19 protein-coding genes are annotated in these 21,504 nt (G+C 62.9%); 7 read left to right on the forward strand and 12 right to left on the reverse strand.

Annotated features, from left to right (window positions below; translation table 11 throughout):
- Nucleotide 1 precedes the first annotated feature (1 nt).
- From ACR0NY_RS13055 to hslO, 5 genes are all read right to left on the reverse strand, one after another.
- Nucleotides 2-1,834, reverse strand: coding sequence for an ABC transporter ATP-binding protein (locus tag ACR0NY_RS13055; RefSeq protein WP_170369000.1), 1,833 nt, complete (start codon nt 1,832-1,834; stop codon nt 2-4).
- Nucleotides 1,831-3,681, reverse strand: a complete 1,851-nt coding sequence (locus tag ACR0NY_RS13060; RefSeq protein ID WP_170340711.1) for an ABC transporter ATP-binding protein — start codon at nt 3,679-3,681, stop codon at nt 1,831-1,833. The genes ACR0NY_RS13055 and ACR0NY_RS13060 overlap by 4 nt, the downstream gene beginning before the upstream one ends.
- Nucleotides 3,682-3,872: 191 nt before the next feature.
- Nucleotides 3,873-5,027: a CCA tRNA nucleotidyltransferase gene (locus tag ACR0NY_RS13065; protein WP_170340709.1), complete on the reverse strand. Its 1,155-nt coding sequence runs from the start codon at nt 5,025-5,027 to the stop codon at nt 3,873-3,875.
- Nucleotides 5,024-5,623 carry a CoA pyrophosphatase gene (locus ACR0NY_RS13070; RefSeq protein WP_170364380.1) on the reverse strand — a complete coding sequence of 200 codons (600 nt, stop codon included), beginning with the start codon at nt 5,621-5,623 and terminating at the stop codon, nt 5,024-5,026. Before ACR0NY_RS13070 ends, ACR0NY_RS13065 begins: the two co-directional genes overlap by 4 nt.
- Complete coding sequence (gene hslO / locus ACR0NY_RS13075) at nt 5,613-6,599, reverse strand: Hsp33 family molecular chaperone HslO (protein WP_093963913.1); 987 nt, start codon at nt 6,597-6,599, stop codon at nt 5,613-5,615. Before hslO ends, ACR0NY_RS13070 begins: the two co-directional genes overlap by 11 nt.
- A gap of 76 nt (nt 6,600-6,675) precedes the next feature.
- On the opposite strand from hslO, the gene ACR0NY_RS13080 reads away from it, so the two are divergent.
- Nucleotides 6,676-7,119: an NUDIX hydrolase gene (locus ACR0NY_RS13080; protein ID WP_170340705.1), complete on the forward strand. Its 444-nt coding sequence runs from the start codon at nt 6,676-6,678 to the stop codon at nt 7,117-7,119.
- Here the strand turns inward: ACR0NY_RS13080 and ACR0NY_RS13085 are convergent.
- The gene (locus tag ACR0NY_RS13085; protein ID WP_170368999.1) at nt 7,116-8,381 is read right to left on the reverse strand and encodes a PP2C family protein-serine/threonine phosphatase; all 1,266 of its coding nucleotides are present in this window, start codon (nt 8,379-8,381) and stop codon (nt 7,116-7,118) included. The genes ACR0NY_RS13080 and ACR0NY_RS13085 overlap by 4 nt on opposite strands.
- A gap of 157 nt (nt 8,382-8,538) precedes the next feature.
- On the opposite strand from ACR0NY_RS13085, the gene ACR0NY_RS13090 reads away from it, so the two are divergent.
- On the forward strand, nt 8,539-8,865 hold the full coding sequence (locus tag ACR0NY_RS13090) for an Hpt domain-containing protein (protein WP_093963910.1): 327 nt from the start codon (nt 8,539-8,541) through the stop codon (nt 8,863-8,865).
- Between the two features lie 4 nt (nt 8,866-8,869).
- Here the strand turns inward: ACR0NY_RS13090 and ilvA are convergent, their stop codons facing one another.
- Both ilvA and ACR0NY_RS13100 read right to left on the reverse strand, forming a co-directional pair.
- Complete coding sequence (gene ilvA / locus ACR0NY_RS13095; protein ID WP_170368998.1) at nt 8,870-10,096, reverse strand: threonine ammonia-lyase IlvA; 1,227 nt, start codon at nt 10,094-10,096, stop codon at nt 8,870-8,872.
- A gap of 59 nt (nt 10,097-10,155) precedes the next feature.
- The gene (locus tag ACR0NY_RS13100) at nt 10,156-10,923 is read right to left on the reverse strand and encodes a hypothetical protein (protein ID WP_170368997.1); all 768 of its coding nucleotides are present in this window, start codon (nt 10,921-10,923) and stop codon (nt 10,156-10,158) included.
- 134 nt (nt 10,924-11,057) lie between these two features.
- Between ACR0NY_RS13100 and ACR0NY_RS13105 the strand changes: the two genes are divergently transcribed.
- From ACR0NY_RS13105 to msrA, 4 genes are all read left to right on the forward strand, one after another.
- The gene (locus ACR0NY_RS13105) at nt 11,058-12,284 is read left to right on the forward strand and encodes an argininosuccinate synthase (RefSeq protein WP_170368996.1); all 1,227 of its coding nucleotides are present in this window, start codon (nt 11,058-11,060) and stop codon (nt 12,282-12,284) included.
- 32 nt (nt 12,285-12,316) lie between these two features.
- Nucleotides 12,317-12,715, forward strand: a complete 399-nt coding sequence (locus ACR0NY_RS13110; protein ID WP_170369247.1) for a DUF1810 domain-containing protein — start codon at nt 12,317-12,319, stop codon at nt 12,713-12,715.
- A gap of 80 nt (nt 12,716-12,795) precedes the next feature.
- Nucleotides 12,796-13,077, forward strand: coding sequence for an SCP2 sterol-binding domain-containing protein (locus tag ACR0NY_RS13115; RefSeq protein WP_093963906.1), 282 nt, complete (start codon nt 12,796-12,798; stop codon nt 13,075-13,077).
- 95 nt (nt 13,078-13,172) lie between these two features.
- The gene (gene msrA / locus ACR0NY_RS13120) at nt 13,173-13,838 is read left to right on the forward strand and encodes a peptide-methionine (S)-S-oxide reductase MsrA (RefSeq protein WP_170368995.1); all 666 of its coding nucleotides are present in this window, start codon (nt 13,173-13,175) and stop codon (nt 13,836-13,838) included.
- Here the strand turns inward: msrA and ACR0NY_RS13125 are convergent.
- Both ACR0NY_RS13125 and ACR0NY_RS13130 read right to left on the reverse strand, forming a co-directional pair.
- Nucleotides 13,835-14,707, reverse strand: a complete 873-nt coding sequence (locus ACR0NY_RS13125) for a ribokinase (RefSeq protein WP_170368994.1) — start codon at nt 14,705-14,707, stop codon at nt 13,835-13,837. The two genes, msrA and ACR0NY_RS13125, sit on opposite strands and share 4 nt — an antisense overlap.
- Nucleotides 14,708-14,711: 4 nt before the next feature.
- Entirely contained in the window at nt 14,712-16,967 is a 2,256-nt protein-coding gene (locus ACR0NY_RS13130; protein WP_170368993.1) for an NADP-dependent malic enzyme, read from the reverse strand.
- Between the two features lie 160 nt (nt 16,968-17,127).
- Between ACR0NY_RS13130 and mutS the strand changes: the two genes are divergently transcribed.
- Nucleotides 17,128-19,743 carry a DNA mismatch repair protein MutS gene (gene mutS, locus ACR0NY_RS13135; RefSeq protein WP_170369245.1) on the forward strand — a complete coding sequence of 872 codons (2,616 nt, stop codon included), beginning with the start codon at nt 17,128-17,130 and terminating at the stop codon, nt 19,741-19,743.
- A 35-nt stretch (nt 19,744-19,778) separates the two neighbouring features.
- On the opposite strand, the gene ACR0NY_RS13140 is transcribed toward mutS, so the two are convergent.
- Together ACR0NY_RS13140 and hrcA are read right to left on the reverse strand one after the other, a co-directional pair.
- A complete protein-coding gene (locus ACR0NY_RS13140; protein ID WP_093963902.1) occupies nt 19,779-20,342 on the reverse strand; it encodes a nucleotide exchange factor GrpE in 564 nt (187 codons plus the stop codon).
- Between the two features lie 10 nt (nt 20,343-20,352).
- Nucleotides 20,353-21,417 (reverse strand): heat-inducible transcriptional repressor HrcA, encoded by a 1,065-nt coding sequence (gene hrcA / locus ACR0NY_RS13145; RefSeq protein WP_093963901.1) that lies wholly within the window; start codon nt 21,415-21,417, stop codon nt 20,353-20,355.
- Nucleotides 21,418-21,504: the final 87 nt, after the last annotated feature.

Here is a 21,504-nt window from a genome sequence, read left to right on the forward strand (position 1 = left end):
CTTATTCGGCGGCCTCGGTCTGGATGAACCCGCCCGACTGGCGGTGCCAGAACCGCGCATACAGCCCGCCCTGCGCCAGCAGGGTGTCATGCGGCCCGCTCTCCACGATGCGCCCGTGATCCAGAACGATGATCCGGTCCATCTCGCTGAGCGTGGACAGGCGGTGGGCGATGGCCAGAACGGTCTTGCCCTCCATCACCCGGTGCAGCGCGGTCTGGATCGCGGCCTCGACCTCGGAATCCAGCGCCGAGGTCGCCTCGTCCAGCACAAGGATCGGCGCGTCCTTCAGGATTGCGCGGGCCAGCGCGATGCGCTGACGCTGACCGCCGCTCAGCTTGACGCCGCGCTCGCCCAGATGCGCGTCATAGCCCTTGCGCCCCTGCCCGTCCTGCAGATCGAGGATGAAATCATGCGCTTCGGCCTTTTTGGCCGCGGCGATCATCTGGTCTTCGGTGGCATCGGGCCGGCCGTACAGGATGTTGTCGCGGGCCGAGCGGTTGAACATCGCGGTTTCCTGCGTGACCATGCCGATCTGGCGGCGCAGGCTGTCCTGCGTGACGCGGGCAATGTCCTGCCCGTCGATCAGAATCTGCCCATTTTCCCTGTCGTAGAGCCTGAGAAGCAGCGAAACCAGAGTGGATTTTCCCGCCCCCGAGGCGCCGACGATTCCCAGTTTTTCGCCCGGCTGCACCGTCAGTGTCAGGTCCGAGACCCCGCCCACGTCGCGACCATAGGCAAAGCTGACATCGCGAAACTCGATCCGGCCCTCGGGCACCGTCAACTCGGTGGCGTCCGGCGCATCCTCGACCCGGTCAGGCCGCGCCAGGGTTTTCATGCCGTTCTCGATCTCGCCCACATGGGCGTAGATCCCCATCAGAGTAAAGCTTACCCAGCCCGTCATCTGCGCGATGCGGATCGAAATGGCGCCCGCCGCCACGATATCCCCGGTGGTCGCCGACCCCGCCTGCCACAGCCACAAGGTGGCGCCCAACAGCAGAACCGGCAGAAGCCCCGCCAGTGTCATCAAAATGAACCGGAAACTGGCCGACAGTTTGCCAAAGGCCAGCGACTTGTCGCGCAGCGCAACCATCGAGTCGCGGGCGGCCTGATCCTCGAATTCGGAATGGGCAAACAGCTTGACCGTCTTGATGTTGGTGATCGTGTCAACAACCTGCCCCGACACCATCGCCCGTGCCCCGGCCCGCGCGGCCGAGCGTGTGCGGATCCGTGGCAGGTACCAGCGCACCAGCAGGAAATACACCGCCAGCCAAGCCACGAAGGGCAGCATGACCAGAGGATGAATAGACCCTAACAACAGCAAAGACCCCAAAAGCGAGGCGAGGGCAAAGACGATGGCGCTGATGGTTTCGGACACGACTGAGGTCAGCGCATTGGCCGTCTGCATCTGTTTCTGGGCGATGCGACCGGCAAAATCGTCGTCGAAATAGGTGACCGACTGGCCCAGCGTCCAGCGGTTCAGCTTGGCCAGCACCAGCGGCGGGATATTGGGCATGACGATATAGTTGTTCGAAACCGAGGACAGCCCGAACAGCAGCGGCCGGATCAGCATGAAGAACGCCACAGCGCCCAGGATCATCCACAGGTTTCGCGGTGTCAGAAAGTTCTCGGGTCCGCTGGCGGTCGCCATGTCGATCACCCAGCCCAGTATCCAGGCGGTTCCGGCCTCCATTGCACCTGCCAGCGCGGAAAACAGCGCGGCGGCGAACAACATGGGCCAGGCACCTGTCAGGCACCAGCGAATGAACGCCCCCAGCCTTTGCGGCGGGGGCGTCTGGGTGGGTTCAAATGGTTTGATCAGGTCTGCGACCGTCATTCTGCTGCCTCTTCCGCAGGCTCGGGGTTCATGAAGCCACCAGATTGGCGCGCCCAGAACTGGGCGTAAAGACCGCCCTGCTCCAAAAGATCGGCATGGGTGCCTTCCTCGACGATCCGGCCTCCGTCCATCACAAGGATCCGGTCCATCTGGGCGATGGTGCTGAGGCGGTGCGCAATGGCGATCACGGTCTTGCCCTGCATCATGCCGTACAACGTCTCCTGGATTGCGGCTTCGACCTCGGAATCTAGGGCGGATGTGGCCTCGTCCAACAACAAGATCGGCGCGTCCTTCAGGATCACCCGCGCCAGCGTCACCCGCTGCCGCTGTCCACCGCTCAGCTTGACGCCGCGCTCGCCCACATGGGCGTCATAGCCGGTGCGGCCCTGCGGGTCCTGCAGGTCGAGGATGAAGTCATGCGCCTCGGCCTGTTTGGCGGCGGCGATCATCTGGTCTTCGGTGGCATCGGGGCGGCCATACAGGATGTTGTCGCGCACCGAGCGGTGCAGCAGCGCGCCGTCCTGCTGAACCATGCCGATATTGCGGCGCAGGCTGTCCTGGGTAACGATGCGGATGTCCTGCCCGTCGATCAGGATCGCGCCGCTTTCCACGTCGTAGAACCGCAAGAGCAGCTTGACCAAGGTCGACTTCCCGGCCCCCGAGCGCCCGATCAACCCGACCTTTTCGCCCGGCTGGATGGTCAGATTGACATGATCCAGCCCGCCGGTCTCGCGGCCATAGTGGTGCGACAGGTCGCGGATCTCGATCCGGCCATCGGTCAGTTGCAATGGCTTGGCGCCCGGTGCATCCAGCAGGTCGACAGGCTGGGCGATGGTCTCCATCCCCTCGGCCACGACGCCCAGCTGGCGGAAGAAGCTTGTCAACGCCCACATGATCCACCCGGTCATGGCATTCAGCCGCAGCGTCAGCGCAGTGGCCGCCGCCACCACCCCGACCGAGGCGCTGCCCTGCATCCACAGGTAAATGGCCCAGCCGACCACACCGATGATCAGCACGCCGTTCAGCGCGACCAGAACGGCATCCATGATGGTGAAGATGCGCATTTCGATCTGGAAGGTGCGCCGGGTCTCTTCGATCGCTTCGCGCGCATAATCGAGTTCCTGCCGGGCATGGGCGAACATCTTGACCGAATGGATGTTGGTATAGCTGTCCACCACCCGGCCCGTCACCGTAGACCGCGCATCGGACGCGGCCTGCGACGCCGGCCCCACCCGCTGCACCGTCCAGCGCACCAGCAGCGCATAAAGCGCGAACCAGATCAGCAGCGGCAGCAGCAGGCGCGGATCAGCAGCCACCAGCAGGATCGCGGCGCCGATCAGATAGGCCAGCGAGAACGAAATCGCATCGAACACCTGGAACACCACCTCGCCCGCGGCGGGCGGGGTCTGCATGATGCGGTTGGCGATGCGCCCGGCAAAGTCATTCTCGAACCAGCCGACCGACTGGCGAAGAACGTGCTTGTGCGCCCGCCAGCGGATCAGCGTGCCGAAATTGGGCAGGATCGCATTGTTCAGCAGCAACACGTCCAGCACATGCAGGATAGGTCGCAGGAACAGGATGAACAGCGCGACCAGGACCAGCTCGGTCCCGTGGGCCTGCCAGACCTCGGACGGTGATCCGCCCAGCAGGTCGACGACCCGGCCCATGTAATAGATCAGCCCGATCTCGACCGCGGCCACGATGATCGACATCAGCGCGGCCCAGAAGAAGACACGCCGAAAAGGGCGGGAATAATCCAGCATGAAGGGCCACAGCCGTGTCGGCGGCCGGTCGACCTCTTCATAGGCAACAAAAGGGTCTACAAGGTTTTCGAAAAAGCGAAACATGGAGGTGCTCCGATTGAGCAGAAAAATTGAAAATGCGAAAGCAGATGGCGCCAAAACACCACCCGTACGGGTCAGGTGTTCTGGCTTTAGCCGAACCAGATCCCGTAATACATTCGCAGTCCTCCATCCATGTGACAGGCGCACCCTAGCCGGAAACCCAAAGGCTTGTCATCCCCTTTTGAGACTTCCCGTCAAACTTGCAGCAGCGCGTCCCGGTCCAGCGTGAAGTCCGAGGCGATCCAGCGGCTTTCCAGTTCGGTTAGTTTCGCGCCCAGCGCAGGGCCGGAGTAGCGCCCGAGCAGATCGGCGGCCTTGACCGGGAATGTCGCCGAGGCCCCTTTTTTAATGGCCGCGCCTGTCTCAGCCGTCCAGGGCTGTTCCAGAAAGGCACAGCGCAGCAGGGCCGCGTCCTGCCCGTCTTGCAGACCCAGCCGATAACCCAATTCGGCCGCCCCGGAACCGCCCTGCGCGCCGTCCCGGATCCGGGTCAGGCGGGCCAGTTGCGCCTTGCTGAGGCGAAGAGTCCCGGCAACCTCGGGCCCCGCGATGGCTGCCAGACGGAGCAGCGCGTCGGGGGCAAGTCCGGCCTGCGATTCAAGATGGATCAGGATCGGCAGCGCCCGATCGTCGGCGCCGGCCAGCAGATGGGCCAGAACGCCGATGCTGCGCATGGCGGCCACCGATGGGGCCGGGTCGGGCGCGGTCAGCAGTTTCAGCATCTCGGCCCCGACCCGTTCGCGCGACAGCCGGTCGAGCCCGTCCAGATCGGCCGCAATCGCCGCCAGAGCATCCGGGTCCATCCCGGCCTGCGCATCGCCATACCAGGCGTGAAACCGGAAATACCGCAACGAGCGCAGATAGTCCTCGCGGATGCGATCTTGGGCCGCACCGATGAACCGCACGCGCCGCGCCTGCAGGTCGGGCAGGCCGCCCAGCGGATCCAGAATGGTGCCGTCGGGGCGGGAATAGAGCGCGTTCATCGTAAAATCGCGGCGGGCGGCGTCCTCTTCCACCTGGTCCGAAAAGGCCACGACCGCGCGCCGCCCGTCGGTTTCGACGTCGCGGCGAAAGGTTGTGATCTCATGCGGTTTGCCGTCGCTGACCACGGTCACGGTGCCATGATCAATCCCCGTAGGAATCGCCTTCAGCCCGGCCCGTTCAGCCAGGTCCATCACCTGTTGCGGGCGGGCATCGGTGGCGATGTCGAGATCCGAGACCGGGGCCCCCAGCAGCGCATTGCGGACGCAACCCCCAACGAACAGCGCCAGCGCGCCGCCCTCGGTCAGCGCCGCACACACGTTCTGCGTGGCCGGGTTCGTGATCCAGTCTTCGGTGATCCGCATCATTCGTTCATCCGTGCCGCCAACCCGCGCAACATGCGGGCCGTGGCGCCCCAGATGTAGTAGGGGCCAAAGGGCACCGCGAAGTAATACCGCCGTGTTCCGCGCCAGATGCGCGATTCAACCACATAATTCGCAGGGTTCAGCACATGCGCAAGAGGAACCGAAAATACTTCGTCAACCTCGCCCGGTTCGGCCACCGGGTCAAAGCCGCGCTCCAGAACCGCCACCACCGGTGTCACGGCGAATGACGTGACGGTTTCATGCACCGGCAAGGTACCCAGAATGCGTGGCAGGTCCGGCGGCAGGCCGATCTCCTCCTGCGCCTCGCGCAGGGCGGTTGCGGTCACATCCGCATCGGTGTCATCCTGCTTGCCACCCGGAAAGGCGATCTGCCCCGGATGGTGTTTCAGGGCCGAAGACCGCTTGGTCAGAATCAGGCGCGGATCGTCGCGGGCCAGGTCCACGGCGATCAGAACACCCGCGGGGCGCAGCTTGCGCCCCGCAGGCAGAACCGTCCCGGGATTGAGGTCGAAGTCGCTGGACCCGTCACCGGGACGGGCCAGCGCCGCGCTCAGACGCGGGATCAGGTCAGCCGGCATCCGGATCTTCTGCCTCGAACCCGACGGATTTCGGATCCAGCACGTAATGCGCGCCGCAGAACTGGCAGTCGGCGGTCACGGTGCCTTCATCCGTGGTCATCTTCTCGATGTCCTGGGCCGAGTAGATCGACAGGCTTTGACGCACGCGGTCCTCGGAGCAGGTGCAGCCGAACTGCACCGACTGGGCCTCGTACACGCGGGGCTGTTCCTCGTGGAACAGGCGCACCAGCAGATCGGTCGGCGCCACGGATGGTCCGATCATTTCCAGATCCTCGACCGTGTCCAGAAGAATGTTGACCCGACCCCAGTTCTCTTCTTCCTGACCATCGACCAGATCGGCGGCTGTCAGAACTTCGCCCGTACCCTCGCCGCTGGCGACAAACGGAGACGCCTTTGGCATGTGCTGCAGCATGATGCCGCCGGCGCGCCAGCGTTCGCCCACACCCGGCTCGGTCGACCGGCCAAAGCTGAGCGAGAAGCGGGTCGGCAGCTGTTCGGACTGCGCGAAATACGCCTCGGCACAGGCGCTGAGCGATCCTCCGGCCAGCGGCGTGATCCCCTGATAGGGTTGCGTCCCCTTGCCCTGGTCGATCAGGATCGCAAAGTATCCCTCGCCCACCTGATCAAAGGGAGCACCTTCGGTCAGACGGTCGCGGTCAAAGCTGGCATAGGCCCTGATCTGCGCGGGCTGACCCTCTTCGCGCGGGGCGTAATAGTCGGTGGCGATCATCCGCACGGGCCCCTTGGACTGAACCTGCAGCGACAGCTTCCAGCGCAGCGCGACGGTCTGGCCGATCAGCGCGGTCAGCAAGGCCATCTCGGCCACCAGCGCCTCGACCTGTGCGGGGTAGTTGTGCTGCTTCAGGATGCCGTCCAGCACCCCGTCCAGCCGGGCCACGCGGCCACGCATATCCGATACATCAAGTTGAAAGGGCAGGACGGTATCGTCCCACGCGATTTTCGTTCCAAGAGACATGGGGTTTCCTTAAGCGCCGCAAGTTGGCATATCGCCACCATATAGGTCGTACATTCGGGGTTGAAAGGGTCCTTACATGATCAGACGGTTCGGCGAAACCCCGGAACCGGGACGGAAATACACGCGCCGGGTCGGCGTCTATGCGCTGCTGCCGCGCGGGGCCAGCCTGCTGCTGACCTGCCAGACCGAACCCGGACCCGACTTGCAGCTGCCCGGTGGCGGGATCGACCCCGGCGAGTCGCCAATAGTCGCCCTGCATCGCGAAGTGTTCGAAGAAACCGGATGGTCGATCGCGGACCCGCGGCGGGTTGGTGCGTTTCGGCGATTCACCTACATGCCCGAATATGATTTGTGGGCCGAGAAGGTCTGTCTGATCTACCGCGCTCGCCCGGTTCAACGCAAAGGACCACCGACCGAACCCTTTCACGAGGCGGTTTGGATGAACACCGGCGATGCGGTTCACATGTTGGGCAATGCAGGCGACCGGCACTTCGCGCGGCTGCATCTATCTGGGCTTTAGTTTCCGTTGTACTCGAAAAACACGGCTGAAACGTCATCCTCCATCCCGGCACCCGGCGGCATACCCTGAGTTAATCGCCAGAACATGTCGTCCAGAAACTCAGGCCCGCTGTTCGCACCAAGACATTCCAGCGCCATCCGTTGCAGCCCGTCCTCATCGAGCAGATCACCGTTTTTGACACGGCATTCGGTGAAGCCGTCCGAGTACAACAGCAGCTTGTCACCGCGCTGCAGATAGGTTTCGGTCTGCTGGAACGCCACATCGGGCAGCAATCCGATGGGCAGGCCGCCATCCCCAAGGAACTCTGCCCGGCCGGTCCGGCGCAACAGCAGTGGATGGGGGTGCCCAGCCTGAACCATCCTCAGGTGGCCGTTGCGCAGGTCCACGATGGCGTAGACCATGGTGAAATACTCCTCGATCCCCGTGTCGGCCATCAGGTGGGCATTCAGGATGGCGGCCACCTGCTCGGGTGGCAGCAAGGCGTAGAACTTGTTGAACCGCTTCTCCATTGCGACGTTCTGATCGAAATGCTGGCTGGTCAGATACCCGCCCAACCGCGCCGTCATCATTGCTGACGTGATACCGTGGCCGGAGACATCGATGCTGTAGAACCCGATCCGGTTCGCGCCCGGCGAAAACATCCCCACCAGGTCACCCCCGATGTGGCCGCAGGGTTTGAGCAGCAGGCTGACCCGGGACCTGCCAAATTCCCGATAGAGTTCCGGCACCAGTGATTCCTGTATCTTGCGCGCCTGGATCAGATCCTTGTCGATGGCGTCATGCGCAAGGCGCAGTTCGGACAATGCGGTTTCGATCAACCGGTTCTTGTCCGAAAGCTCGCGCTGCATATCAAGAATGCGGGCCCCTGCCGAAATGCGGGCCCGCAACTCGTCTGCTTCAAGCGGTTTGATCAGGAAATCATCCGCACCGGCATCCAGACCGCGCGCGACTTCCTGCTTCTCACTTTTTGAGGTCAGAAGGATGAAATAGGTATACTGGTCGTTCTCCAACGCGCGAAACGCGCGGCAGAATTCCAGCCCGCCCATGCCCGGCATCACCCAGTCACTGAGCACCAGATCAGGCAGGGCCTTTTTACAGATCTCGATCGCTTCTTCACCGCTGTCGGCCTCGACAACCGTGAATCCCCATTTCTTCAGCGACGCCACCAGAATACGGCGTTGCAGGCGGCTGTCATCGACCACCAGCACCGTCCGGATGGCTCCAAAATCCAGATCAGCCTTGGCCTCAATTTGGCTGGACACTCGCACGCGAAACCTCTGCGCATTTTCCAACGGGGGTGGGGCAAAGCTACGGCGCACGGCTTAACAACCGATGAAAGCTGTTCACCGCCGCGGCTTAACCCGGTTTTTACCCCTGGCCGGTATTCAGAGACGATACCGGTCAAGGTGGAGGACGGTGATGATACACTGGCCAAGGGTGCGCCAGCTGCGTGATGAAGTCGGGGCCGAGGAGTTCGACGAGGTCGTCCGGATTTTTCTGGATGAAGTCGGTGAGGTCATGGGCCGCTTGACGTCGGACACCGACCGGTCCGCGCTTGAGCAGAACCTGCATTTCCTCAAAGGCAGTGCATTGAGCCTTGGTTTTGAGAGTCTGTCCAAACTCTGTCAGGATGGCGAGCGGCGCGCTGCTGCGGGCCATGGGGCGGAAGTCGATCTGGACGCGGTCGTCGCGGCCTTCGACCGCTCGCGCGCGGAATTCATGTCCGGCTTGAAGGACAACCTGTAATCGGTCAGATCACAAACTGTGCCAGCGTCTCGTCCTCGGTGATGTCGGTATAGACGAACCCGGCATCGTCCAGATGTGCGAACAGGCGCAGGAAATTGTCCGGCTTGCTGGTCTCGATCCCGATCAGGACCGAACCGAAATTGCGCGCCGATTTCTTCATGTATTCGAACCGGGCGATGTCATCCTCGGGGCCGAGGATGTTCAGAAATTCCTTCAGCGCTCCGGGGCGCTGCGGCAGGCGCAGGATGAAGTACTTCTTGACGCCCGAGTAGCGCTGCGCCCGCTCCTTGACCTCGGGAAGACGCTCGAAATCGAAATTCCCGCCCGAGGTGACACAGACGACCGTCTTGCCGCGCACAAAGCTTTGGACGTCGCCCACCGCCTCGATCGCTAGGGCCCCGGCGGGTTCCAGCACGATGCCTTCCACGTTCAGCATCTCGATCATGGTGGTGCAGATGCGGTCCTCGGACAGAACGATCACGTCCGACAGGTGCCGGTCACGCAAGAGCTGGAACGGCTTGTCTCCGATCCGGCCCACCGCCGCGCCGTCGACGAAATTATCTACCTTGTCCAACGACACCGGATGTCCCGCCGCCAGCGCCGCGCGCAGGCAGGCCCCGCCCGCGGGTTCGACGAACAGGCAATGGGTGCGATCGCCGAACCACGTCGCCACGCCCGAGGACATGCCGCCCCCGCCCACCGGCAGCACCACGTGATCGGGCAGGCGGCCCAGCTGCTCTTCGATCTCCACGGCCAATGAGGCCTGCCCCTCGATCACGTCGTCATCGTCAAAAGGCGACAGGAAATACCCACCCTGCTGCGCGCACCAGTCCTGAGCCGCGGCAAGCGTGTGGTCGAAATAGTCGCCGGTCAGGTGGATCTGGATGTTGTCGCCTCCAAAGATTCGGGTCTTCTGGATCTTTTGTTGAGGTGTCGTCACCGGCATGAAGATCACGCCTTTGACCCCCATGTGCTTGCACATATAGGCCACGCCCTGCGCGTGGTTGCCAGCGCTGGCGCAGACGAACAGGTCCTGCCCCTGCTGCTTGCGCATGGCGTTGAACGCGCCACGGATCTTGTAGGACCGCACCGGGCTGAGGTCTTCGCGTTTCAGCCAGATGTCGGCATCATATTTCTCGGACAGATGGGCATTGCGCTGCAACGGTGTTGCAGGAAACACGGTGCGCATCGCCTGTTCGGCGGCGCGGGCGCGGGTCATGAAATCACTCATGCCGCATTCCCTGCCCCATCAGGCCGACAAGGGCAAGGAATACATCGGTGTACGGGCGATCAGCCCAGTTCGCGCTTTTCGATGAACACGCCGTACATCGTGGTCAGGATGCTGACGTTGATCATCGGCAGGATCAAGATTCCGAAAAACAGGGCGATCAATACACCCAGTACCGGAATGATCGACAAAACTCCGATCGCCAGCTGAACGAGGAACTGAAACAGGAACGAGACCACAATAAGGACGATGATTGTACCTGCGGTACCTAGCGTGTTGCTCCACGCCTCGCTCAACGTAATCGGCTGGCCGATTGCCGCAGCCGGCAGGATGATGGACAGCCGATAGAAGCAAATAGCCAGGAAAACCAGGTAGCCGATGGTCAGGATGATCGAAACGGCGATCAGTCCTTCGCCCAGCATGCCTGTCAGGATCCCCATCGGCAGGAACGCAATTGCCATCAGGATCCCCAGCATCAGCCCGCGTCCGAAATAGGCCAGAATGCGATCGAACCGAAAGGTGGGCAGCACGCCGGAAGGATACTCTTCCAGAAGAATGTATCTGTGCCAGGCCACCGCGATCCAGCCCATGACGAGGAGCATCACGACGAACAGGAGAAACGCGAACAGAATAAGGGCCCCCGGATTCACCCCCGGCGGTAGCCCGTTCGGATTGTCATCAAATGCCTCGAGTGGAATTCCGGACACCATGAACACGCCGATGATTGCAACCGTTCCGATTATGGCCGGACCGATAACGATTTGCGCCACCTGCTTGAGGTTGCCAAAAACCATCCGAAGCGAGTGGGCAAAAATATTCCATCCGAGCATTCCGAATTTTCCTTAATCAATCCATGGTTGCTACCGTTTGACTGCAAATCCGCCGCCCGGTCAATCCACAGCTTCTTGCCCCCACGTCGAAAACCCGCTAGGGGCCAATCGTCTTACGCATAAGGGGAAGTCAGATGTCCGCGCCCAAGAAAGTTGTTCTGGCCTATTCCGGTGGCCTTGATACCTCGATCATCCTGAAATGGCTGCAGACCGAGTATGGCTGCGAGGTGGTGACCTTTACCGCTGATCTGGGTCAGGGCGAAGAGCTGGAGCCCGCCCGCCAGAAGGCCGAGCTGCTGGGGATCAAGCCCGAGAACATCTATATCGAGGACATCCGCGAAGAGTTCGTCCGCAATTTCGTCTTCCCCATGTTCCGCGCCAATGCGCAGTACGAAGGGCTGTACCTGCTGGGCACCTCGATCGCGCGTCCGCTGATCTCGAAGCGCCTGATCGAGATCGCCAAGGAAACCGGCGCTGACGCAGTGGCGCATGGCGCCACCGGCAAGGGCAATGACCAGGTGCGGTTCGAACTGGCGGCCTATGCGCTGAACCCTGACATCAAGGTGATCGCGCCCTGGCGCGAGTGGGACCTGAGCAGCCGCACCAAGCTGCTGGAATTTGCCGAGGCGCACCAGATCCCGATCGCCAAAGACAAGCGGGGCGAGGCACCCTTCTCGGTGGATGCGAACCTCCTGCATACCTCGTCCGAGGGCAAGGTTCTGGAAGACCCCGCTGTACAGGCGCCCGACTATGTCTATCAGCGTACCGTCCACCCCGAGGACGCCCCGAACGAGCCTGAATATATCGAGATCGGCTTTGAAAAAGGCGACCCGGTCAGCATCAATGGCGAGGCGATGAGTCCCGCCACCCTGCTGACCAAGCTGAACGAATACGGCGGCAAGCACGGCATCGGTCGTCTGGATCTGGTCGAAGGCCGGTTCGTGGGCATGAAATCGCGCGGCATCTACGAAACACCGGGCGGCACCATCCTGCTGGAGGCGCATCGCGGCATCGAGTCCATCACCATGGACCGCGGCGCGATGCACCTGAAGGACCAGCTGATGCCGCAATATGCCGAGCTGATCTACAACGGCTTCTGGTACAGCCCCGAGCGCGAGATGCTGCAGGCCGCCATCGACAAAAGCCAGGAACATGTCACCGGCACCGTTCGCGTGAAGCTGTACAAGGGTCTGGCCTCGACCGTGGGCCGCTGGTCGGATCATTCGCTGTATTCCGAGGCGCACGTGACCTTCGAAGAAGACGCCGGTGCCTATGACCAGAAAGACGCCGCGGGCTTCATCCAGCTGAACGCGCTACGGCTCAAGCTGCTGGCGGCACGCGACAAGCGGTTGTCCAAGTGACCGAGGATGACGGCATAAACGAAGAACTGGAAATGTTCATCGAAGCGCAGGACACGGTTTGGTCCGATGTCCTGCGCGAACTGGAACAGGGGCAGAAGACCAGCCACTGGATGTGGTTCGTCTTTCCGCAACTGGCCGAGCTGGGCCAGTCGCACATGGCGCAGCTTTATGGGATCGAGGATCTGGACGAGGCCGCGGCCTATCTGGCCCACCCCGAACTGCGCCGCCGCCTGACCGAGGTGGCCCGGCTGATGCTGACACATGCGGGCAAGGACCCGGCCGATATTCTCGGCAAGGTGGATGCCAAGAAGCTGCGGTCGTCCATGACCCTGTTCGCCACTGTGCCCGATGCTCCGCCCGAATTCCAGGCGGTTCTGGATGCGTTCTATGACGGGCAGCCCTGCCCGCGCACGCAACAAGCCTTGGGCTGAGCGGTTTCCCGTAAGGTCACGCTTGCCCCGGCCCCTGCCCTCTGTCACCCCGAACGCAAGTGCGAAATAGGGAGGCAGGGATGCTGCAGGAGATCGCCGAGGGAATCCAAAAAGGGCTGGCCGACAAGCGCTTTGACGGCTCGTTGAAATTCGATTGCGGCGCCGATGGCGTGATCGTTCTGGCCGACAACACGGCCACCACCCAAGACCGCGAGACCGATTGCACCATCCGCATCTCGCGCGACAATCTGGGCAAACTGCTGACCGGCAAGCTGAACCCGATGACCGGGGTGATGATGGGCAAGCTCAAGATCTCGGGCGACATGGGTGTCGCGATGAAGCTGGGGCAGCTGCTGGGCTAGGCGATAAACTCGTCTCACCACCGCGTGACAAACGGTTTCAGCCGATTGTCATCCGCCCCGTTGCGCGGCAGCCTGAGGCGGAAAGGAGATCCGCCATGACCCGTTGCCTCGACCAGATCAAGCTGACCCTTCTGTTTGCGCTGATTGCGCTGGCGCTGATCCTGCGCGCTCAGCCTTCCCCGGCGGCCGGAACCGAGACGCTGACCGTGGCGGGCGGCTGTTTCTGGTGCGTCGAGGCCGATTTCGAATCCGTGCCCGGCGTGATCGAGGCGGTTTCGGGTTACACCGGCGGCACGACTCCGAACCCCGCCTACAGCCAGGTCACGAGCGGCGGCACCGGCCATTACGAGGCGGTGCAGATCACCTTCGATCCGGCCCGCGTTTCCCGTGAAACCCTGCTGAACCTGTTTTTCCGCTCGGTCGATCCCACCGATGCCGGTGGACAGTTCTGTGACCGGGGCGACAGCTATCGCACCGCGATTTTCGTCTCTGACACAGGCGAAAAAGCTTTGACTGAACGCAGCAAGGCCGAAGCACAGCGTGCGCTGGGTCAGGCCATCGTGACTCCGGTCCTGTCGCTTGGGGCGTTCTATCCGGCCGAGGCCTATCATCAGGATTACTACAAGGGCAAAAAGCTGGTGTTCACCCGGTTCGGGCCGAAACGCCAGCTGAATGCCTACAAGGCCTATCGCAAGGCCTGCGGCCGCGATGCACGGGTCCGGCAATTGTGGGGCAACGCCGCGCCGTTTGCCGGATCTTAATCCAGCGCGGCCTCGCGCACCTCTTTCAGATCGGGAATGACGTCCGCCGTACCAGGCCGCATCACCATCAGGGCAGCGGCCCGGTTGGCTTGGGTGATGGCCTGCGCCATCGGCATCCCCCGGTCCATTCCCGCCAGAACATATCCGGTAAAGGTGTCCCCGGCCCCGGTCGTGTCCACGGCCTTGACCTTGTGGGCGGGAAACTCTGCCGCCGCCTGCCCGCGTTGATGATAGCGGGCGCCTTTTGACCCCAGCGTGACGATCACATGCTCGACCGGCAGATCGGCCGGAGCCATCCCTGTGGCCTGTTGCAGCTGGGCGGCCTCGACCTCGTTCAGGATCAGGAAATCCAGATAGGGCAGCACCGCCTGCACCGCCGTTGCGCTGAAGGGGGCTGCGGCATAGCACACCGTCAGACCCCGCTCGCGGCCCAGTTTCGCGGCCTCGACCTGTGCGGTGGTCTCGTTCTGGAACACCAGAAGATCGCCCGTGTCAGAGTCTGCCAACGCAGCGTAAATCTGGTCGGCCCCGATCGCGTGGTTGGCGCCGGGGTACAGGATGATCAGGTTTTCGCCCTGCGCATCCACGGCGATGATCGCATGGCCCGTGGGCTGATCGACCTGCGCGATGTGCCGCGTGTCGACGCCGTATTCGGTCAACCGGTCGCGGGCCCACAGCCCGTCGGCCCCCACGGCGCCGATGTGGCGCACATGCGCCCTGGCCCGCGCCGCCGCAACCGACATGTTCGCGCCTTTGCCGCCCAGAAACCGCTGCAAACCGCTGGCCGCAAGGGTTTCACCCGGCGACGGCAGGTGCGGCAGCCCATAGACCATGTCGGCGTTGATCGAACCCAGGTTCCAGATTGCCATCGGATCACGCCATGTCGCACGAGGCCAGGATGGCCATGTTCAGGATGTCATTCGCGGTCGAGCCGGTCGAACAGATCTGGATCGGCTTGTCGATGCCGGTCAGGATCGGGCCGATCACCGTAGCATCGGCCATTTCCTGCATCAGCTTGGTGGAAATCGAGGCCGAGTGCCGTGCGGGCACGATCAGGATGTTGGCCGGCCCGGTCAGGCGGCAGAAGGGATAGGCCTCTTGCTGGTGGGCGTTCAGCGCCACGTCGACGGTCATCTCGCCCTCGTATTCGAAATCGACGCCGCGCGCCTCCAGCACCTGCGGGGCCTTGTACAGTTTCTCAGTCCGCTCGGAGACCGGATAGCCGAAGGTCGAGAAGCTGACGAAGGCCACCCGAGGCTCCAGCCCCATGTGGCGGGCAACCGTGGCGGCGCGTTCGGCAACCGTCGCCAGATCGTTCTCGTCGGGCCATTCATGCACCAGCGTGTCGCCGATCAGCACGATCCGGCCCTTGTGCAGCAGCGCGGTGATTCCGGCGGCGCCATGGGCGGCATCGGCGTCGAATACGTGATTGATCTGGTCCAGAACATGCGCCGATTTCCGGGTTGCACCTGTCACCAACCCGTCGGCGTGCCCATGGGCCAGCATCAGCGCGGAAAACACATGCCTGTCGCGGGCCGCGAGGCGATGTACGTCCTTGCCATCGAACCCGCGCCGCTGCAGGCGTTTGTAGAGAAAGTCCTTGTAGGTTTGCAGGTGCTGCGTGTTGGCGGCGTTGATCACCTCCAATTCACGCACCGCGTCGCCCAGACCAGCGCCCTCGAGCTTGGCTTTCACGTCATCGTGCCGGCCCACCACCAGGGCTTTGCCAAATCCTGACCGTTGATACATCACCGCCGCACGCAAAACGCGGGGGTCGTCACCTTCCGCAAAGACAATCCGGTTTTGTGCCGCACGCGCCCGGGCGTTCAGGCCGCGCAGAATGCTGGCGGTCGGGTCCATGCGCGACTTGAGGCTCAGCTCATAGGCCTCCATGTCGATGATCGGCCGCCGGGCCGCGCCTGTGTCCATCCCGGCCTTCGCAACCGCGGGCGGAATCCGATGGATCAGACGCGGATCGAACGGCGTGGGAATGATGTAGTCGCGCCCGAAGGTCAGCGATTTGCCATAGGCCAGTGCCACTTCGTCGGGCACATCCTCGCGCGCGAGACGGGCCAGCGCATGGGCGCAGGCGATCTTCATCTCGTCATTGATGGCGCGGGCGTGGATGTCCAGCGCCCCGCGGAACAGATAGGGAAAGCCCAGAACGTTGTTGACCTGGTTGGGGTAGTCGCTGCGCCCGGTGGCCACGATGGCGTCAACGCGCACCTCGTGTGCCTCTTCCGGGGTGATTTCCGGATCGGGATTGGCCATTGCGAAGATCACCGGATTGTCGGCCATGCTGGCGACCATCTCTTGCGTGACCGCGCCTTTGACGGATACGCCCAGGAACACGTCGGCGCCCTTCATGGCCTCTTCCAGCGTGCGCAGATCGGTCGCAATCGCATGCGCCGATTTCCACTGATTCATGCCCTCGGTCCGGCCCTGATAGATCACGCCCTTGGTGTCGCAGACGATGCAGTTCTCGTGCCGGGCGCCCATCGCCTTGAGCAGTTCGATACAGGCGATCCCTGCCGCTCCGGCCCCGTTCAGGACGATCTTCACATCCTCGATCTTCTTGCCCGAGATGTGCAGCGCGTTGATCAGCCCCGCCGCGCAGATCACCGCCGTGCCGTGCTGGTCGTCGTGAAAGACGGGGATGTCCATCTCTTCCTTCAGGCGCTGCTCGATGATGAAACATTCCGGCGCCTTGATGTCTTCCAAGTTGATGCCGCCGAAGGTCGGCCCCATCAGCCGCACTGCGCGGCAGAATTCGTCGGGGTCCTCGGTGTCCAGCTCGATATCGATCGAGTTCACGTCGGCGAAGCGTTTGAACAGGACCGATTTGCCCTCCATCACCGGCTTGGACCCTAGCGCCCCCAGGTTGCCCAGCCCTAGAACCGCCGTCCCGTTCGAGATCACGGCCACAAGGTTGCCCTTGTTGGTATAATCATAGGCGGTCTCGGGGTTCTCGGCGATGGCTTCGCACGGAACCGCCACGCCGGGGCTGTAGGCCAGCGACAGATCGCGCTGCGTGGTCATGGGAACGGTGGCCTGCACCTCCCACTTGCCGGGGGTGGGTTCCAGGTGAAAGGCCAGCGCCTCTTCTTTGGTGATCTTCGCTTTGGGCATTGTGACGGTCGGTTCCATGACTTGGGGGCTTTTCGCCTCATACCGCAGCCGGGGGCGCGCCTCAACGACTATGCGATTTCACCTTTCGTCGCGGTTGGGGGATTTGTAAGGTCGCGCCGGAATACGCCAGAGGGGAGCAGCCTTGTCCAACGTCACGCCGATGATGGCGCAATACCTGGAAATCAAAGAGGCCCACAAAGACGCCCTGCTGTTTTACCGCATGGGCGATTTCTACGAGATGTTCTTCGAGGATGCCGTGAACGCCGCCGAGGCGCTGGACATCGCCCTCACCAAGCGCGGCAAGCACAATGGCGAAGATATCCCCATGTGCGGCGTGCCGGTACATTCGGCCGAGGGCTATCTGCTGACGCTGATCCGCAAGGGCTTTCGCGTCGCCGTCTGCGAACAGATGGAAAGCCCGGCCGAGGCTAAGAAAAGAGGCTCTAAATCGGTGGTAAAGCGCGATGTCGTGCGCCTTGTCACCCCCGGCACCCTGACCGAGGACGCCCTGCTGGAGGCCCGCCGCCACAACTTTCTGGCCGCCTATGCCGAGGTGCGCGACGAGGCCGCGCTGGCCTGGGCCGACATCTCGACCGGGGCGTTTCACGTGATGCCGCTGACCTCGGTCCGCCTCAGCCCCGAGCTGGCCCGGCTGGCCCCGTCCGAGCTGATCGTGGCCGATGGATCCGAGGCCAGTCTGCGCGACACGGTCCAAGACCTGGGCATCGCGCTCACCCCCATCGGGCGGGCCAGTTTCGACAGCACTGCGGCAGAAAAACGCATCTGCGGCTTGTTTCACGTGGGCACGCTGGACGCGTTCGGCAGCTTTGGGCGGGCCGAGATTTCCGCCATGGGCGCGCTGATCGACTATCTGGAAATCACGCAGAAGGGCAAATTGCCGCTGCTGCAGACGCCGATGAAGGAATCCGAGGATCGCGTCGTGCAGATCGACGCAGCCACCCGCCGCAATCTGGAACTCACACGGTCCTTGTCGGGCGGACGGGCCGGATCGCTGCTGTCGGTGGTGGACCGGACGGTGACCCCGGGCGGCGCGCGCCTGTTGGAACAACGCCTGTCCAGCCCCTCGCGCAATCTGGATGTGATCCATGCCCGGCTGGATGCGGTGGATTTTGCCGCCCAGGACAGCCTGATCGCCGCCGATCTGCGCGAGGCGCTGCGCAAAACGCCCGATCTGGACCGCGCCCTGTCGCGCCTGTCGCTCGAGCGAGGCGGTCCGCGCGATCTGGCTGCCATCCGCAACGGGCTGGCGCAGGCGCAGGCGATTGCCGAAATCTGTGCCGGTCAGGATCTGCCGGTGCTGCTGGCGACCGCGGTGCAGAACCTCGTGGGCTTCGACGATCTGCTCGGCCTGCTGGATCAGGCGCTGGTCGCCGATCCGCCGCTGCTGGCACGCGATGGCGGCTTCATCGCCCCCGGTTTCGACGCCGAGCTGGACGAGGCCCGCACCCTGCGCGACGAAGGCCGCTCGGTCATTGCCGGGTTTCAGCAAAAATACGCGGAACATACCGGCATCGCTTCGCTGAAGATCAAGCACAATAACGTGCTGGGCTATTTCATCGAGACCACGGCCACCCATGCCGAAAAGATGCTGAACCCGCCCTTCAGCGAGACCTATATTCATCGCCAGACCACCGCCAACCAGGTGCGGTTCACCACGGTTGAGCTCAGCGAGATCGAAACCCGCATCCTGAACGCCGGCAACCTGGCGCTTGAGATCGAAAAGCGGCTCTATCAAAGGCTTTCCGACGAGATTCTGGCGCAGGCTGCCCGCATCAATCAGGCCGCGCGCGGGTTGGCTGAACTGGACCTGACCACCGCGCTGGCCGATCTGGCGCGGGGCGAGAACTGGTGCCGCCCACAGGTGGACGGCTCCCGCGCCTTTGATGTCGTTGCGGGGCGTCATCCGGTTGTGGAACATGCGCTGCGCCAGCAATCCGGTGATGCCTTCATCGCCAATGACTGCGACCTCAGCGCCGAGGACGGTGCGGCCATCTGGCTGCTGACCGGCCCCAACATGGCCGGTAAATCGACCTTCCTGCGCCAGAACGCACTGATCGCGCTGCTGGCGCAGATGGGCAGTTTCGTTCCGGCCGAACGCGCCCATATTGGGCTGGTCAGCCAGCTGTTCAGCCGCGTGGGCGCCTCCGACGATCTGGCGCGGGGGCGATCGACCTTCATGGTCGAGATGGTCGAAACCGCGGCGATCCTCAACCAGGCCGATGACCGGGCGCTGGTGATCCTCGATGAAATCGGGCGCGGCACCGCCACCTATGACGGCTTGTCCATCGCCTGGGCCACGCTGGAACATCTGCACGCCGCCAACCGCTGCCGGGCGTTGTTCGCCACGCATTACCACGAACTGACCGCGCTGGCCGGCAAGCTGGAGGGCGTCGAAAATGCGACCGTCGCGGTCAAGGAATGGGAGGGCGAAGTGATCTTCCTGCACGAGGTTCACAAGGGCGCGGCCGACCGCTCTTACGGCGTGCAGGTCGCGCAATTGGCCGGCCTGCCCGCCTCGGTGGTCGAGCGCGCACGCGTGGTTCTGGACCAGTTGGAGAAGACCGAGCGCGAGGGCGGCAAGCAAAAGGCGCTGATCGATGATCTGCCGCTGTTTTCCGCCGCACCGCCCCCGCCGCCACCGGTTGCGAAGGCCTCGCCGGTCACCGACATGCTGGACCAGATCCTGCCGGACGAGCTGACCCCCCGCGAAGCACTGGACCTGATCTACAAACTGAAAGAGGCGGCCAGATCCTGACCGCCCCATTCAATTGTCACTGAAGCACTGGCCCGTCAGCTGGCCGGGGTCGAGCTGACCCCCACCTGCGCCGGACGCAGCAGGCGGTCATGCAGCATGAAACCTTCGGCCGAGACCTGGATGATCTCGCCCGCCTTGGTGCCCGGCACCGGGGCTTCGAACATGGCTTCGTGCAGGTTCGGGTCGAACTTGTCGCCAACCTCGGGTGTGATGACCTCGATCCCGTGTTTCTGGAATACGTCCTTCAACACGCGCATGGTCAGCTCGACACCTTCGATCAGGCCGGCTGCGACCTCTTTCTGCTCGTCCGTAGCCGCCTCGAGCGCTCGTTTCATGTTGTCGTAGACCGGCAGCATGTCGCGCGCCAGTTTGGACCCACCATACTGTTCGGCCTCGCGGCGGGCCCTGTCGCCACGCTTGCGTGCGTTTTCCGCATCCGCGAGGGCGCGCATGAACTTGTCGCGCAACTCGTCGCGCTCGGCCTTCAGGGCATCCAGTTCCAGCGCTTCTTCGCTGATCTCGGCCATCTCCTCGGCCAGTTCTTCCGCCTCGGCAGTTGCAATGTCGTCCAGAAAGTCTTCGTTCTTCGGCTCTGCCATCTTTTACCCTCTAGCTCCGATCGGAAATCAGCTTCCCAACCAGTTGCGCCGTGTAGTCCACGATCGGCACGATCCGCCCATAGTTCAGACGGGTCGGCCCGATCACGCCAACGGCGCCGATTATCTTTCGATCAGCGTTCATATAAGGAGACACCACCAAAGAGGAACCCGAAAGTGAGAAAAGTTTGTTCTCGGAACCGATAAAAATGCGCACACCTTCGCCTTCCTCGGTCAATTCGAGGAATTCGGCAATGTCACGCTTGCGTTCCAGATCGTCAAACAAGACCCGGATTCGCTCCAGCTCCTCTTCTTGACCGGTTTCGCCCAGCAGATTCGCCCGCCCGCGCACGATCAGACGCGCCGAGTCCGACGCCTCACCCTCCCAGGCCGCAAGGCCGCTTTCCACAAGCTCGCGGGCCAGCACGTCGATCTCTTGCCTGCGCGCTGCGATTTCGGTCTGGATCATCCGGCGCACATCAGACAGTTTCCGTCCCTCGATCAGGGCGTTCAGGAAATTGGCGGCCTCACGCATCGAACTGGGCGTCTGACCCGGAGGTGGCGTGAACAGCCGGTTCTCCACATGGCCATCTGCGAAAACCAAAACCACCAGGGCCCGGTCATGACCCAGGGAAACGAACTCGATATGCTTGATTTCGGATTCGTGCTTGGGTGTCAGCACCAGCGACGCGCCATGCGTGACGTTCGACAAGGCAGCCCCGACGCGATCCAGCATACCGCTGACATCACCGGAATTGCTGCCCAGTGTTTCATCCAGCTTCTTGCGGTCGTCCTCGCCCAGGTCGCCAACTTCAAGCAGGCCGTCGACGAACATGCGCAACCCGACCTGTGTGGGCACCCGGCCGGCGCTGACATGCGGACTGCCCAAAAGGCCCAGAAATTCGAGATCCTGCATGACATTGCGAACCGTTGCCGCACTGACTTTTTCGCTGAGCGACCGGCTGAGGGTGCGGCTGCCGACAGGCTCACCGCTTTCCAGATAGCTTTCGACGATCAGGCGAAACACTTCCCGCGACCGGTCGTTCAACTCGTCCAGAATTTTGCTCGCTTCACTCATCGGTGGTTCCCTTGCTGGGTGGCCATTAAATAGCTGCCAACAGAAAGGTCAATCGGGGTTGCATCGCTGCCATGCCGGGCGTTATCC

This window comes from Ruegeria sp. BJ5 (genome assembly GCF_056537865.1).